The organism is Burkholderia sp. NLJ2 (assembly GCF_049487195.1).
Lineage (GTDB): Bacteria > Pseudomonadota > Gammaproteobacteria > Burkholderiales > Burkholderiaceae > Burkholderia > Burkholderia pyrrocinia.
On sequence record NZ_CP137808.1, the window covers coordinates 2576476 to 2591524 of the forward strand.

15 protein-coding genes and 1 tRNA gene are annotated in these 15049 nt (G+C 65.0%); 3 read left to right on the forward strand and 13 right to left on the reverse strand.

The features are described 5' to 3' along the window. Window positions 1–33 precede the first annotated feature (33 nt). From nuoF to R9B84_RS11910, 13 genes are all read right to left on the reverse strand, one after another. On the reverse strand, window positions 34–1344 hold the full coding sequence (gene nuoF, locus R9B84_RS11850; RefSeq protein ID WP_034184889.1) for an NADH-quinone oxidoreductase subunit NuoF: 1311 nt from the start codon (window positions 1342–1344) through the stop codon (window positions 34–36). Beyond that, window positions 1341–1826 (reverse strand): NADH-quinone oxidoreductase subunit NuoE, encoded by a 486-nt coding sequence (gene nuoE / locus R9B84_RS11855; RefSeq protein ID WP_423758099.1) that lies wholly within the window; start codon window positions 1824–1826, stop codon window positions 1341–1343. Before nuoE ends, nuoF begins: the two co-directional genes overlap by 4 nt. 173 nt (window positions 1827–1999) lie before the next feature. Continuing rightward, window positions 2000–3253, reverse strand: a complete 1254-nt coding sequence (locus tag R9B84_RS11860) for an NADH-quinone oxidoreductase subunit D (RefSeq protein WP_096471388.1) — start codon at window positions 3251–3253, stop codon at window positions 2000–2002. 9 nt (window positions 3254–3262) lie between these two features. Continuing rightward, window positions 3263–3865, reverse strand: coding sequence for an NADH-quinone oxidoreductase subunit C (locus R9B84_RS11865; RefSeq protein ID WP_006478264.1), 603 nt, complete (start codon window positions 3863–3865; stop codon window positions 3263–3265). 21 nt (window positions 3866–3886) lie between these two features. Next, entirely contained in the window at window positions 3887–4366 is a 480-nt protein-coding gene (locus tag R9B84_RS11870; protein WP_006398799.1) for a NuoB/complex I 20 kDa subunit family protein, read from the reverse strand. A gap of 62 nt (window positions 4367–4428) precedes the next feature. Beyond that, window positions 4429–4788 (reverse strand): NADH-quinone oxidoreductase subunit A, encoded by a 360-nt coding sequence (locus R9B84_RS11875; RefSeq protein WP_006398798.1) that lies wholly within the window; start codon window positions 4786–4788, stop codon window positions 4429–4431. Between the two features lie 153 nt (window positions 4789–4941). Continuing rightward, window positions 4942–5026: transfer RNA gene (locus R9B84_RS11880), tRNA-Leu, on the reverse strand. Between the two features lie 111 nt (window positions 5027–5137). Then, entirely contained in the window at window positions 5138–5515 is a 378-nt protein-coding gene (gene secG / locus R9B84_RS11885) for a preprotein translocase subunit SecG (protein ID WP_047898610.1), read from the reverse strand. 72 nt (window positions 5516–5587) lie between these two features. Beyond that, window positions 5588–6343, reverse strand: a complete 756-nt coding sequence (tpiA, locus tag R9B84_RS11890; RefSeq protein ID WP_423758100.1) for a triose-phosphate isomerase — start codon at window positions 6341–6343, stop codon at window positions 5588–5590. A 141-nt stretch (window positions 6344–6484) separates the two neighbouring features. Further along, window positions 6485–7504, reverse strand: a complete 1020-nt coding sequence (locus tag R9B84_RS11895; RefSeq protein WP_423758101.1) for an NAD(P)H-quinone oxidoreductase — start codon at window positions 7502–7504, stop codon at window positions 6485–6487. Between the two features lie 148 nt (window positions 7505–7652). Continuing rightward, window positions 7653–9800, reverse strand: coding sequence for a polyribonucleotide nucleotidyltransferase (gene pnp, locus R9B84_RS11900; protein ID WP_047901025.1), 2148 nt, complete (start codon window positions 9798–9800; stop codon window positions 7653–7655). A gap of 291 nt (window positions 9801–10091) precedes the next feature. Continuing rightward, entirely contained in the window at window positions 10092–10361 is a 270-nt protein-coding gene (rpsO, locus tag R9B84_RS11905) for a 30S ribosomal protein S15 (RefSeq protein WP_006398792.1), read from the reverse strand. A 106-nt stretch (window positions 10362–10467) separates the two neighbouring features. Continuing rightward, window positions 10468–11727: a branched-chain amino acid ABC transporter substrate-binding protein gene (locus tag R9B84_RS11910; RefSeq protein WP_423758102.1), complete on the reverse strand. Its 1260-nt coding sequence runs from the start codon at window positions 11725–11727 to the stop codon at window positions 10468–10470. A gap of 169 nt (window positions 11728–11896) precedes the next feature. Between R9B84_RS11910 and R9B84_RS11915 the strand changes: the two genes are divergently transcribed. The 3 genes from R9B84_RS11915 to R9B84_RS11925 all read left to right on the forward strand — a co-directional run bounded on the left by R9B84_RS11915 (window position 11897) and on the right by R9B84_RS11925 (window position 15017). Continuing rightward, window positions 11897–12409, forward strand: a complete 513-nt coding sequence (locus R9B84_RS11915) for a hypothetical protein (RefSeq protein ID WP_423758103.1) — start codon at window positions 11897–11899, stop codon at window positions 12407–12409. Between the two features lie 382 nt (window positions 12410–12791). Beyond that, on the forward strand, window positions 12792–13433 hold the full coding sequence (locus tag R9B84_RS11920) for a carbonic anhydrase (RefSeq protein ID WP_338638325.1): 642 nt from the start codon (window positions 12792–12794) through the stop codon (window positions 13431–13433). A gap of 33 nt (window positions 13434–13466) precedes the next feature. Continuing rightward, window positions 13467–15017 carry a SulP family inorganic anion transporter gene (locus R9B84_RS11925; protein ID WP_423758104.1) on the forward strand — a complete coding sequence of 517 codons (1551 nt, stop codon included), beginning with the start codon at window positions 13467–13469 and terminating at the stop codon, window positions 15015–15017. Window positions 15018–15049 lie beyond the last annotated feature (32 nt).

Genomic DNA, 15049 nt, shown 5'->3' on the forward strand with positions numbered 1-15049 from the left:
ACCGTGCGCTCAAATTCCGCAACCGGGTTCGCTTCAGGCCGCAGCCGCGTGCGCGTGGCCGCCGACCATGCAGTGCTTGTGCTCGACGTGGTACGCGAATTCGTCCCAGTAGTGCTTGAGCATCCCGCGTACCGGCATCGCCGCCGCATCGCCGAGCGCACAGATCGTGCGGCCCATGATGTTCTCGGCAACCGAGTTCAGCAGGTCCAGATCTTCCTGGCGGCCTTCGCCGTGCTCGATACGGTTCACGACGCGATACAGCCAGCCGGTGCCTTCACGGCACGGCGTGCACTGGCCGCACGACTCCTCGTAGTAGAAGTACGACAGGCGCAGCAGCGAGCGCACCATGCAGCGCGTCTCGTCCATCACGATCACCGCGCCGGAACCGAGCATCGAGCCCGCCTTCGCGATCGAATCGTAGTCGAGATCGGTCTGCATCATGATGTCGCCCGGGATCACCGGTGCCGACGAACCGCCCGGAATCACGGCCTTGATCTTCTTGCCGCCGCGCATCCCGCCGGCGAGCTCCATCAGCGTCGCGAACGGCGTGCCGAGCGGCACTTCATAGTTGCCCGGACGCTCGACGTCGCCCGACACCGAGAAAATCTTCGTGCCGCCGTTGTTCGGCTTGCCGATCTCGAGGTAATTCTGCGGCCCGATGGACAGCAGGAACGGCACCGCGGCGAACGTCTCGGTGTTGTTGATCGTGGTCGGCTTGCCGTACACGCCGAAGCTCGCCGGGAACGGCGGCTTGAAGCGCGGCTGGCCCTTCTTGCCTTCGAGCGACTCGAGCAGCGCCGTTTCTTCGCCGCAGATGTACGCGCCGTAACCGTGGTGCGCGTGCAGCTGGAACGAGAATTCGGAGCCCATGATGTGGTCGCCGAGGAAGCCTGCGGCGCGCGCTTCATCGAGCGCGGCCTCGAAGCGTCGATACACTTCGAAGATTTCGCCGTGGATGTAGTTGTAGCCGACGGTGATGCCCATCGCGTACGCGCCGATGGCCATGCCTTCGATCAGTGCGTGCGGGTTCCAGCGCAGGATGTCGCGATCCTTGAACGTGCCCGGTTCGCCTTCGTCCGAGTTGCAGACGAGGTACTTCTGCCCCGGGAACTGGCGCGGCATGAAGCTCCACTTCAGGCCGGTCGGGAAGCCCGCACCGCCACGGCCACGCAGGCCCGACGCCTTCACGTCGGCGATCACCTGCTCAGGCGGAATCTTTTCTTCGAGAATGCGGCGCAGCTGCTTGTAGCCGCCGCGCGCAACGTAGTCTTCGAGATGCCAGTTCTCGCCGTTCAGACCAGCGAGGATCAGCGGTTTGATGTGACGGTCGTGGAGGGACGTCATTTCGAGAGCTCCTCAAGCAGCTGGTCGATCTTCTCGCGGCTCATGAAGCTGCACATTCTGTGATTGTTCACCAGCAGCACCGGCGCATCGCCGCACGAGCCCATGCATTCGCCTTCCTTCAGCGTGAACTTGCCGTCGGGCGTGGTCTCGCCGAAGCCGATGCCCAGCTTCTGTTTCAGGTAGTCGGCAGTCGCTTCCGCGCCGCCATGCGGGCCAAGCTGGCACGGCAGGTTCGTGCAGAGCGTGATCTTGTGCTTGCCGACCGGGTTGAGCTCGTACATCGTGTAGAACGTCGCGACTTCCTGCACGGCGACGGCCGGCATGCCGAGATAGTCCGCAACGAACTGCATCAGTTCGGGCGACAGCCAGCCGTGCTCTTCCTGAGCAACGGCCAACGCCGCCATCACGGCGGACTGTTTCTGATCGGCGGGATACTTCGTCAACGCTCGATCGATTTCCTTCAGGCCTTCAGCTGAGATCATTTTCAGACACGACTCTTTCAATTCCTACCGAACGAACAACCTGCCGCACACTGGGGGTGCATGTACGGCAGACCTGGCGCTCACTCTGTTGACAGCTTGCGAAGCCGCGCCGGTTCAGCGCGCATCGCATGTGACTTACTGCTCGCCGCCCGCTCGCGCGGGCTGCGCAACCATTAACGATCGATCTCGCCGAACACGATGTCCTGCGTACCGATGATCGTGACGGCGTCGGCGATCATGTGGCCGCGCGCCATTTCGTCGAGCGACGCCAGGTGCGCGAAACCCGGTGCGCGAATCTTGAGGCGATACGGCTTGTTGGCGCCGTCCGACACGAGGTAGATGCCGAACTCGCCCTTCGGATGCTCGACCGCCGCGTACGCTTCGCCTTCCGGCACATGGAAACCTTCGGTGAAGAGCTTGAAGTGGTGAATCAAGTCTTCCATGTTGGTCTTCATGCCGACGCGCGACGGCGGTGCAACCTTGTGATTGTCCGTCATCACCGGGCCCGGATTCTTGCGGAGCCACTCAATACACTGTTTCGCGATGCGGATCGACTGGCGCATTTCTTCGACGCGCACCAGATAGCGGTCGTAGCAATCGCCGTTCACGCCGACCGGCACGTCGAAATCCATGCGATCGTACACTTCGTACGGCTGCTTCTTGCGGAGGTCCCACGCGATGCCCGAACCGCGCAGCATCGGGCCCGTCAGGCCCATCTGCAGCGCACGTTCGGGGCTGACCACGCCGATCCCGACCAGACGCTGCTTCCAGATCCGGTTGTCGGTGAGCAGCGTTTCGTATTCGTCGACGCACTTCGGGAAGCGCGTGAAGAAATCGTCGATGAAGTCGAGCACCGAGCCGCTGCGCGCTTCGTTCATCCTCGCGAGCGCCTTCTCGTTGCGAATCTTCGACGCCTTGTATTGCGGCATTGCGTCAGGCAGATCGCGGTAGACGCCGCCCGGACGGTAGTACGCCGCGTGCATCCGGGCGCCGGACACCGCTTCGTACACGTCCATCAGGTCTTCGCGTTCGCGGAATGCGTACAGGAACACGGCCATTGCGCCGACGTCGAGTGCGTGTGCGCCGATCCACATCAGGTGGTTCAGCACGCGCGTGACCTCGTCGAACAGCACGCGGATGTACTGCGCGCGCTCCGGCACGTCGATGCCGAGCAGCTTTTCGATCGCGAGCACATAGCCGTGCTCGTTGACCATCATCGACACGTAGTCGAGACGGTCCATGTACGGCACGGACTGGATGAAGGTCTTGGATTCCGCGAGCTTTTCGGTCGCGCGGTGCAGCAGGCCGATGTGCGGATCGGCACGCTGGATGACTTCGCCGTCGAGCTCGAGCACGAGGCGCAGCACGCCGTGCGCTGCCGGGTGCTGCGGGCCGAAGTTGAGCGTGTAGTTCTTGATTTCTGCCATGACGCCCCCTTAATGTTTCAGACCGCCATAGCGATCCTCGCGGATCACGCGCGGCGTGATTTCGCGCGGCTCGATCGTCACCGGCTGGTACACGACCCGCTTCTCTTCCGGGTCGTAACGCATTTCGACATAACCCGACACCGGGAAGTCCTTGCGGAACGGGTGACCGATGAAGCCGTAGTCGGTGAGGATGCGGCGCAGGTCGGGGTGGCCTTCGAACACGATGCCGTACAGGTCGAACGCTTCGCGCTCGTACCAGTTCGCGGAGGTCCAGATGTCGACCAGCGATGCCACGATCGGCAGGTCGTCGTCCGGCGCGAACGCACGCAGGCGCAGGCGCCAGTTGTTCGTGACCGACAGCAGATGCGACACGGCCGCGAAACGCGGGCCGTCGTAGGCGCCGTCGCCGAAGGTCTGGTAGTCGACGCCGCAGAGGTCGATCAGCTGCTCGAAACGGAGCTTCGGATCGTCGCGCAGCGTCTTTGCGACTTCGAGGTAATCGCTCGCCTTCACGACGAGCGTCAGTTCACCGATCGCTTCGGTGAGGCTCACCACGCGCGCGCCGAGCGCGGCTTCGAGGTTTGCCTTGAGGGTCTCGATTTTGCTTGCCATATTGAGGGGACGCTCGGGGCTTTATTGACGGGCGATGGTATTGGTGCGGCGGATCTTCGCCTGAAGCTGGATCACGCCGTAGACCAGCGCCTCGGCCGTGGGCGGACAGCCCGGCACGTAGACGTCGACCGGCACGATCCGGTCGCAGCCGCGGACCACCGAGTACGAGTAGTGGTAATAACCACCGCCGTTCGCGCATGACCCCATCGAGATCACCCAGCGCGGCTCGGCCATCTGGTCGTACACGCGGCGCAGTGCGGGCGCCATCTTGTTGCAGAGCGTGCCGGCCACGATCATCACGTCCGATTGACGCGGGCTCGGACGAAACACGACGCCGAACCGGTCCAGATCGTAACGGGCCGCGCCCGCATGCATCATCTCGACGGCGCAACACGCAAGCCCGAACGTCATCGGCCACAGCGAGCCGGTACGCGTCCAGTTGATCAGCTTGTCAGCCGTCGTGGTGACAAACCCTTCCTTCAAGACCCCTTCGATACTCATTTGCTTTCCACTCCAGACGAGCGACCGAGCGTGGCCGCCCATGCAAACCGGCGATTAACCCATCACTCCCAGTCGAGCCCGCCTTTCTTCCAGATATAGGCAAAGCCCAGCAGGAATTCGAGCAGAAAAATCATCATTGCGATGAAACCCGGCCAGCCGATGTCCCGGAGCGCGACGCCCCACGGAAACAGGAATGCGGTTTCGAGATCGAAGATGATGAACAGGATGGCGACGAGGTAATACCGGACGTCGAATTTCATCCGGGCGTCTTCAAAGGCTTCGAAGCCGCACTCGTACGGTGCGTTCTTCTCGACGTCCGGCTTGTTGGGACCAAGGAGCTTGCCGATGCTGACCAGCGCTATACCTAAACCAGTGCCCACGAGGAGGAACAACAAGACGGGGTAATAGGCTGCGAGGTTCAAGGCAATCCTCTATCGGTTGGTTCTGAGCGTCCGGAGAATACCACTTCCGGCGGAAGGAATCATTTCGGAGTGCAGGCGATCGCAAGACAATCGCAAGCACTCCCCAGAAATGAAAAATGCCAGCCACTAGAAGCGGCTGGCATTGAGTAACTTTGGTGCCGACGGCGAGACTCGAACTCGCACAGCTTTCGCCACTACCCCCTCAAGATAGCGTGTCTACCAATTTCACCACGTCGGCACTGCATGCAACTCGGGTTGTGCTACTTATTTCCCGCGAATCGCTTCAAGACTTAAATTCTAACCCGGCTTCCGGAATTGTTCAACGCACAAACGCAAAAATTTTAACTTTTTATTTCGGGACATCCTGGCCCGGCGCGCTTGCAGCCGAACCCGCGGCAGCGGATGCCGCGACAGCCGGCGCCGACGCTGCAGGCGCCGATGCCGGTGCGGTCGCTGCCGCGCCGAGCACGCCTGCCGACGGCGTCGACTTGTACGAACCGAGGTACGTCAGCGCGAGCGTCGCGACAAAAAAGATCGTCGCGAGAATGCCCGTCGTGCGCGACAGGAAGTTCGCCGAGCCCGTCGCACCGAACAGGCTGCCGGACGCGCCGCTGCCGAATGCAGCGCCCATGTCGGCACCCTTGCCGTGCTGCAGCAGCACGAGACCAATCACACCGAGTGCAGACAGAACCTGCACCACAATAATCAGCGTCTTGAATAACAGCATCACACTCACCCGATTGGATCGGGCGACCGGATCGACCGGCCGCCGTCATGGTTCAATTCGATCGCGGACCGCTCAACGCGCGGCCCGGCAGATCGCCAGGAAATCTTCCGCCTTCAGCGACGCGCCGCCGATCAGGCCCCCGTCGATGTCCGGCTGCGCGAACAGCTCTTCCGCGTTGTCCGGCTTCACGCTGCCGCCGTACAGCACGGACACGTCTGCCGCGCCCTTCGCCACGAGACGCGCACGCAGGAACGCATGCACGTCCTGCGCCTGCGCCGACGTCGCGCTCTTGCCCGTTCCGATCGCCCAGACCGGCTCGTACGCGACGACGATGCGCGCAGCTTCGTCGGCCGTCAGCACGGCCAGCACCGCGTCGAGCTGCGCACCGACGACCTGCTCGGTCGAACCCGACTCGCGCTCGTCGAGCGTCTCGCCGACGCACACGACCGGCGTGAGGCCGGCCGCGAGCGCGCGCTGCGTCTTCGCCGCGACCGTCTCGTTGCGTTCGCCGTGATACGCGCGACGCTCGGAGTGACCGACGATCGCATAGCGCGCACCGAACTCCGCGACCATCGCAGCCGCCACTTCGCCGGTGAACGCGCCCTGCTCGTGCGCGGACACGTCCTGCGCGCCCCAGGCGACACGGCCGCCGTCGAGCTGCGCCTGAACCTGCGCGAGATACGGGAACGGCACGCACACGCCGACCGACGTTTCGGCCGCCACCGCGTCCGCGCCCTGCACCACTTCGTTCAGCAACGTCTGGTTGCCGGCCAGCCGGCCGTGCATCTTCCAGTTGCCGATCACCCGCTTAGTTCTCTGTTTCGACATCGTGTCTGTCTCGTCACCGCTGTGTCATTAACGCGCCGGAAACCGGCCGTCAGGTTTGATCTGGCGAAGCAAACCCGCGATTTTACTGCGCACGGCTTGAACCGGTCAAACCGCGCATGTCAAGCCCGGCCACACGGACCGTCAGGCGTTCGTACCCCAGTCAAGCACGATCTTGCCGGTGTGCTCGCTGCTTTCCATCAGCGCATGCGCCTGCGCGGCGTCCGCGGCCGGCAGCACACGATAGATCACCGGCTTGATGCGACCGTCGGCGATCAGCGGCCACACGCGCGCCTTCAACTGCGCGGCGATGCGCGCCTTGAACTCGACCGGGCGCGGCCGCAGCGTCGAACCCGTCACCGTCAGCCGGCGCCGCAGGATCTCGCTCAGGTTGACGTCGGCCTTCGCGCCGCCGAGCAGCGCGATCAGCACGAGACGACCACCGTCCGCGAGCGCGGACAGCTCGCGCGGCACGTACGAGCCCGCCACCATGTCGAGGATCACGTCGACGCCGCGATCGTGCGTCAGCGACTTCACGACCTCGACGAAGTCTTCGGTCTTGTAGTTGATTGCGCGCTCCGCGCCGAGCACCTCGCACGCACGGCACTTGTCGGCAGTGCCGGCCGTCGCGAACACGCGAAAGCCGAGCGCGTGCGCGACCTGGATCGCCGTCACGCCGATGCCGCTCGAGCCGCCCTGCACGAGCAGCGTTTCCTGCTCGCCGCCCTCGCCCGCACCGAGCTGCGCACGGTCGAACACGTTGCTCCACACGGTGAAGAACGTTTCGGGCAGCGACGCGGCCTCGATATCGGTGAGCCCGTCGGGCACCGGCAGGCATTGCGGCAGCGGCGCGACCGCATACTCGGCGTAGCCGCCGCCCGCGAGCAGCGCGCACACGCGATCGCCAAGCTTCAGGCCGAACGGGTTCAGCGCGGCATCCGACAGGTCGCCACCGACGATCTCGCCCGCGACCTCGAGGCCCGGCAGGTCCGACGCGCCCGGCGGCGGCGCATAGGCGCCCTTGCGCTGGAATACGTCGGGCCGGTTCACGCCGGAAGCCGCCACCTTGATCAGCACCTCGCCGCGCTTCGGTTCGGGGCGCGGACGCTCCGCAAGCTTCAGCACGTCGGGGGCGCCGAATTCGGTGATTTCAATGGCTTTCATGGTGAAGGTGGCTCCAGGATCGGAATCGGATGGCGCACCCGTGCGCGTGGCACGGGCGCCTCGCCGGCGCTGCTGCGCCGCACAACGATGCTACAGAAAAAACGGCCGGCGCGCTTTCGCACTGCCGGCCGTTGGTCCGCCTGCCCGCTTACTGCTGCGGCGGCGTGTCCGACTGCGACGCCGCCGCTGCTTCATTCAGCAGCGCCTTTGCCGACAGACGCACACGACCCTTCTCGTCCGTCTGGATCACCTTGACCTTGACCTGCTGACCTTCCTTCAGGTAGTCGTTGATGTCCTTCACACGCTCGTTGACGATTTCCGAGATGTGCAGCAGGCCGTCCTTGCCCGGCAGCAGGTTCACGATCGCACCGAAATCGAGCAGCTTCAGCACCGTGCCTTCATACACCTGGCCGACTTCGATCTCGGCCGTGATGTTCTCGATGCGCTTCTTCGCTTCGGCCATGCCGTCGCTGTTCGTGCTCGCGATCGTCACGACGCCGTCGTCGGAGATGTCGATGGTCGTGCCCGTTTCTTCCGTCAGCGCGCGGATCACCGAACCACCCTTGCCGATCACGTCGCGGATCTTTTCCGGGTTGATCTTGATCGTGATCATGCGCGGCGCGAATTCCGACAGTTGCGTGTTCGCACCCGAGACCGCCGACGTCATCTTGCCGAGGATGTGCATGCGGCCTTCCTTCGCCTGCGCGAGCGCGACCTGCATGATTTCCTTCGTGATGCCCTGGATCTTGATGTCCATCTGCAGCGCCGTCACGCCTTGCTCCGTGCCGGCCACCTTGAAGTCCATGTCGCCGAGGTGATCTTCGTCGCCAAGGATGTCGGTCAGCACCGCGAACTTGTTGCCTTCGAGGATCAGGCCCATCGCGATACCCGCGACGTGCGCCTTCATCGGCACGCCGGCGTCCATCAGCGCGAGGCAGCCGCCGCACACCGATGCCATCGACGACGAACCGTTCGACTCGGTGATTTCCGACACGACGCGGATCGAGTAGCCGAATTCGTCGGCGCTCGGCAGGCACTTGACCAGCGCGCGCTTCGCGAGGCGGCCGTGGCCGATTTCGCGGCGCTTCGGCGAGCCGACGCGGCCCGTTTCGCCGGTCGCGAACGGGGGCATGTTGTAGTGGAGCATGAAGCGCTCGCGGTACTCGCCTTCGAGCGCGTCGATGATCTGCTCGTCACCCTTCGTGCCGAGCGTCGCGACGACCAGCGCCTGCGTCTCGCCACGCGTGAACAGCGCCGAGCCGTGGGTGCGCGGCAGCACGCCGGTGCGGATCTCGATCGGGCGCACGGTGCGCGTGTCGCGGCCGTCGATGCGCGGCTCGCCGTTCAGGATCTGCGAACGGACGATCTTTGCCTCGATGTCGAACAGGACGTTGCCGACGGTGGCCTTGTCGGCCGCGGCCGTACCGGCCGCCTGCGCGTCTTCCTCGAGCTTCGCCGAAGTCGCCGAGTAGACTTCCTTCAGCTTCGTCGAGCGAGCCTGCTTGTCGCGGAGCTGGTAAGCGGCGAGCAGGTCGTTCTGCGCCAGCTCGGTCACGCGCGCGATCAGCGCCTCGTTCTTCGGCGCCGGCTGCCAGTCCCACTCGGGCTTGCCGCCTTCGCGCACCAGTTCGTGGATCGCGTCGATCGCCACTTGCATCTGCTCGTGGCCAAACACCACGGCGCCCAGCATCACGTCTTCCGACAGTTGGTCGGCTTCCGATTCGACCATCAGCACAGCGCGTTCCGTACCCGCGACGACGAGGTCGAGGCTCGACGCCTTGATCTGGTCACGCGTCGGGTTCAGCACGTAGGCGTTGTCGATGTACGCGACGCGCGCGGCACCGACCGGGCCGTTGAACGGCAGGCCCGACACGGCGAGCGCAGCCGATGCGCCGATCAGCGCAGGGATGTCCGCCGGGATTTCCGGGTTCACGGACAGCACGTGGATCACGACCTGGACTTCGTTGTAGAAGCCTTCCGGGAACAGCGGGCGCAGCGGACGGTCGATCAGGCGCGACGTCAGCGTCTCGTGCTCCGACGGACGGCCTTCGCGGCGGAAGAAGCCGCCCGGGATCTTGCCGGCCGAGTAGGTCTTTTCGAGGTAGTCGACGGTCAGCGGGAAGAAGTCCTGACCCGGCTTCGCCGACTTCGCGCCGACGACGGTTGCCAGCACGACGGTGTCTTCGACGTCGACGATCACGGCGCCGCTTGCCTGGCGAGCGACTTCACCGGTTTCGAGGCGCACCTTGTGCTGGCCCCACTGGAATTCCTTCACGACCTTGTTGAACATGGACATGGTTGCTCCTTTGAATGCATGCATTTCATTCGCCGCGCCGGCCATCCCGCGCGGCGGCGTCGCGACCGAATCACCCGGAGCAAGGTGTGTTTTTTATGCCATTCCAGCGCGGCGCTCGTGCAGCGACGCGCTGGAATGACACAAATCCCGACTCCGGCATCAGCCGTTCCGGCAATCCGGCGCCAACGTGCCGGACAGCCTGCGATGCGTGTGACGCTACGCACCGCGCAAAAACAAAATGCCTGCATCAGCGGACTGACACAGGCATCTTGCTGGCGGCAATCGCCTCGATTACTTACGCAGACCCAGCTTCTCGATCAGTGCGCGGTAACGGTCGGCATCCTTGCCCTTGAGGTAGTCGAGCAGCTTGCGGCGGCGGCTAACCATGCGCAGCAGGCCGCGGCGGCTGTGGTGATCCTTCGCGTGGGTCTTGAAGTGACCCGTCAGTTCGACGATACGTGCGGTCAGCAGTGCGACCTGGACTTCGGGCGACCCCGTGTCGTTGGTACCGCGGGCGAACTGAGCAACGACTTCCGACTTCTTGATATCTGCAACAGACATGTGATTTCCTTTCTAACTGAACAGGCGGACACGGAAGAATGGCCGTGCCGTGACTTACAACCGGCGGGCATTGTAACACAACTCCCCACCGTTCCTACCGCCCCTGTCACGGGCGCGTCATCGAACAGGTCGACGGCATTTCCGTGCGCTGCGCCGGCGCCGCGAGCACCGTCCGGAAACCGTAGCCCGAACCCTCGTTGTCGAAGCGCACGCCCGGCGTGCCGGCCTTGTCCATCTCCATTACATAAAGGGGCTGGATCAACTGATGATCCTGTGCGCGCATCCGCGACGCATGGAAGCCGTCGTCGAACGACAGGCCCTCGAGCGCACGCGCGACCGCGACAGGGTCGGCCGACCCCGCGCGGTTCATCGCGGCGGCCAGCATCTCGATCATCAGACTCATCCGCCGTACCGGATAGTCGTCCTGCGCGGCCGGAAAACGGGTTCGGAACGCGCGGTAGAACGCGTCCGATTTCGCGCCGCCCGCGTTCGGGTGCCAGTCCGCCACGGCCACGACCCGCCGGACCCCGGCATCGCCGAGCGCGGCCGGCGCGCCGAGGCTGTTGCCGTAGAACGTATAGAACGTCGCATTCAGCCCCTGCTCGCGCGCCGCCTTCACGAGCAGCGTGAGGTCGTTGCCCCAGTTGCCGGTCACGACGGCATCCGCGCCGCTCGCGCGGATCTTCGCGATATACGGCGAGAAATCCTTGATCCGGCCGATCGGGTGGAATTCGTCGCCGGCGATCGTCACGTCCGGGCGCCGCGCGGCCAGCGCCTGCCGCGCGAGCGTGCTGACGTCATGGCCGAAGCTGTAGTCCTGGTTCAGCAGATAGACCTTGCGCAGCGCGCGGTCGCGCGCCATCACGTCCGCGAGCGCGGCCATCCGCATCCCCGCGTGCGCGTCGAAGCGGAAATGCCAGAAACTGCAGCGCGCGCCGGTCAGCGCCGGATCGTCGGCCGAATAGTTGAGGAACACCATCCGGTTGTCCGGGTCGCGTGCGTTCAGCTTGTCGAGCGCCGCGACGAGCGCGGCCGCGACGGCCGAACTGTTGCCCTGCGCGACGAAACCGATATGCCGGTCCGCGGCCGCGCGCAACTGCACGAGCGCCTCTTCCGGGCTGCCCTTGCTGTCGAGCACGACGAGCTCGAGCGGATGCGCGCCGTCGCGCAGCTTCACGCCGCCTGCCGCATTGACCTGCTCGACGCCGAAGCGCAGATTGCGCTCGACTGCCGCGCCCGCGTTCGCGAACGGGCCCGACATCCCTTCGATCAGCGCGATCCGCACCGGCTCGCCGCCGGCAAACGCGGACGACACCAGCATCCACCCCGCGCTCAACGCGAGCGCGCACCGCTTCCACCCCTGCATCGGCCACCTGCCCTTCAATCTGCCCGAGAAGCGCGGATCATAGGCCGGCGCCCCTGCCGGCCGCAAGCGCGGCCGCGCCGGCGATCCGGACCGATTTTTTCTGCACGATGTGCCGTCGCGCGCCGTCCGTGATACAACGGGACTTGCTTCCGTATTCTGGAGAATCCCCATGCGCATTCGCATTCCCGCGCGCCTGCCGGTGCTGTTCGCCTGTGCCGCCGCGCTGCTGGCCGGTTGCGCACAACCGTGGCAGCAATACCAGGCCGGTCAGGATGAGTCGGCGATCGTCGCGCGCATGGGCCCGCCGCGCGAGATCTACGACCTGCCCGGCGGCGGCAAACGCCTGATGTGGCCGACCCAGCCGATGGGCGAGGTCACGGTCGCGGCCGACGTCGACGCGACCCACAAGATCGTCAACGTGCGCCAGGTGCTGCAGCCGAGCGAGTTCTATCGTGCGGAGATCGGCAAGTGGACGAAGACCGATGTCCTCGTCAATTTCGGACGCCCCGTCGAGACGTCCTACTTCCCGCTGATGAAGCGCGAGGTGTGGACGTACCGGTATCTCGAGGACAACGTCTGGTACATGATGTACAGCTTCTACTTCGATCCGCAGGGCATCCTGCGCATCACGCAGAAAACGCCGGATCCGCTGCACGATCCCGATCGCCGCAACCTGTTCTGACCGATTACGCATTTACGCGCAATTTTCACAATGGCCATTCACGAATCATTGCGTGAATGGCCATTTCCTTTTTTCCGCCACCCGATTAATTCAGAAAATATGACGGAAATCTTTTCCGATCAATGACATTCCGGTGGCAGCACGCTGAAATCCCCGTCATGCGGGCCTTTGCGTGGAAACAGGCAGGCGCAATGCATGTCACGCATTGGGTTGGTGCACGCAATGCACTACGTCAAACCAATTTGAAACAATTTGTTTCAACACACCCGGAATGCTAGGGCATACCCCTAATATCAGTCCAAATTCAACCTTTCAGTTTAGAAAGACTCCTGTTGCGTCATTTCAGCCGATATTTATTTGCCTTTGTCATAAAGGAGTCCTCATGAATCGCCCCAAGAGCATGCTGGTTGCCAACATCGCGTGGGCCCGCGAGACGCGCGAACACATGCCCGGCTTTTTCGACGCGCTCGCGCGCGGCCAGAATCCGCGCGTGCTGTGGATCGGCTGCTCGGACAGCCGCGTGCCGGCCGAAACCATCACGCACTGCGCACCTGGCGAGCTGTTCGTTCATCGCAACATCGCAAATCTGTTCCATCCCGACGATGACAATTCCGCCAGCGTGCTCGAGTACGCGGTGCGCGTGCTGCAGGTCGACCACGTGATCGTGTGCGGGCACTACGGGTGCGGCGGCGTGCGCGCGTCGCTGCTGCCGCCACCGTCAGACCTGCCGCACGTCGCGCGCCGCATCGCGCCGCTCTGCGCGCTCGCGCGGCGCCATCGCGACACGCTCGACGGCCTCGACGACACGGCCGCCGCCGACCGCCTCGCCGAGCTGAACGTGCTCGAACAGGTACGGCTGCTGCGCGCGTCGCCGATCGTGCGCGGCCGGGAACGGCCGCCGCTCGTGCACGGCTGGATCTTTTCGCTCGCCGACGGCCGCCTGCTGGAACTCGATTCCGGCTACACGACACCGCCCGCCGACGTCGAACCCGTGCAGGCCGCAACGGCCGCCGCGCTCGGCTGATTCCCCCCTTACGCCAATGAAATCGCCCCAACCATGAAACTGAACGAGCGCCTGTCCACCCTGCCGCGCGACATCGTCGCCGGCATCGTCGTTTTCCTCGTCGCGCTGCCGCTCTGTCTCGGCATCGCCAATGCGTCCGGCGTCGAGCCGTTCGCCGGGCTCGTGTCCGGCATCGTCGGCGGCATCGTCGTCGCGCTGCTGAGCGGCTCGTCGCTGTCCGTCAGCGGGCCGGCCGCCGGCCTCGTCGTGATCGTCGTCGAAGGAATCGCGCAACTCGGCAGCTTCTCCGCGTTCCTGCTCGCGGTGCTGCTGTCCGGCGTGCTGCAGTTCGGGTTCGGCATGCTGCGCGCCGGCCGCTTTGCCGCGTACGTGCCGTCGCCCGTCATCAAGGGCATGCTCGCCGCGATCGGCCTGCTGCTGATCGTGAAGCAGATTCCGTTCGCGTTCGGCATCGGCGGCTCGGCCGCGCAATCGTTTGCCAATTGGCCTGGGCTGCCGGTCGCGTGGGCCGCCACGGCCATCGCGCTCGCCTCGCTCGCGCTGCTGATCGCCTGGGACACGCCCGCGCTGCGCCGATTCACGCTGGTGCGCTCGGTACCCGCACCGCTTGCGGTCGTCGTGCTGGGCATCGGCGCGACGTTCGTGCTGGGCTTCGTCGCGCCGTCGGTCGCGCCGGGCGCCGCCCATCGCGTGACGCTGCCCGAGCTCGGATCGTTCGCGGCCTTCGCGGCATCGCTCAAGCACGCGGAGCTCGGACCGAACTTCGCGCAGCTCGTCAATCCGGACGTGTGGCGCGTCGCGATCACGCTCGCAGTCGTCGCGAGCCTCGAGACGCTGCTGAGCCTCGAAGCGGTCGAGCAGATCGATCCGAAGCGCCGGCCGACCCAGCCCGACCGCGAGCTGAAGGCACAGGGCGTCGGCAATCTCGTCGCGGGCGCGTTCGGCGGCCTGCCGATCACGTCGGTGATCGTGCGCAGCTCGGTCAACGTCAATGCGGGCGCGCAGAGCCGGATGTCGGCAATCGTCCACGGGATGCTGCTGCTCGCAAGCGTGTTCGCGCTCACCGGCCTGATCAACCTGATCCCGCTCGCGAGCCTCGCCGCGATCCTGATCCACACCGGCTTCAAGCTCGCGAAACCGGCGCTGTTCCGCTCCGTGATGAAGCAAGGGCCGGCCGCGTTCGTGCCGTTCGCCGCGACGATCGCCGGCGTGCTCGCGGTCGACCTGCTGTTCGGCATCGCGCTCGGCCTCGCATGCAGCGTGCTGGCGGTCGCCGTCGCGAACCTGAAGAGCCCCGTCACGCTCGCGCAGCACGACGACCACTTCCTGCTGTCGTTCCGCAAGGACGTGTCGTTTCTCGGCAAGGTGCAGGTCAAGCACCACCTGCGGCACATTCCGGACCGGGCGGCGGTGATCATCGACGCGACGCGCGCCGACTACATCGATCACGACGTGCTCGAACTGCTCGACGCATTCGTCGCCGATGCGCCGCGGCGCGGGATCGCGGTCGAGTTCCGCCGACGCAGCCCGGCGCCCCGCGCGGCTACGCGCCGCTGGCTGTTCCGCGCGCCGGCCGCCGAATGAGCGGCAGATGAAACAACGCCCCGGCGGCGCAG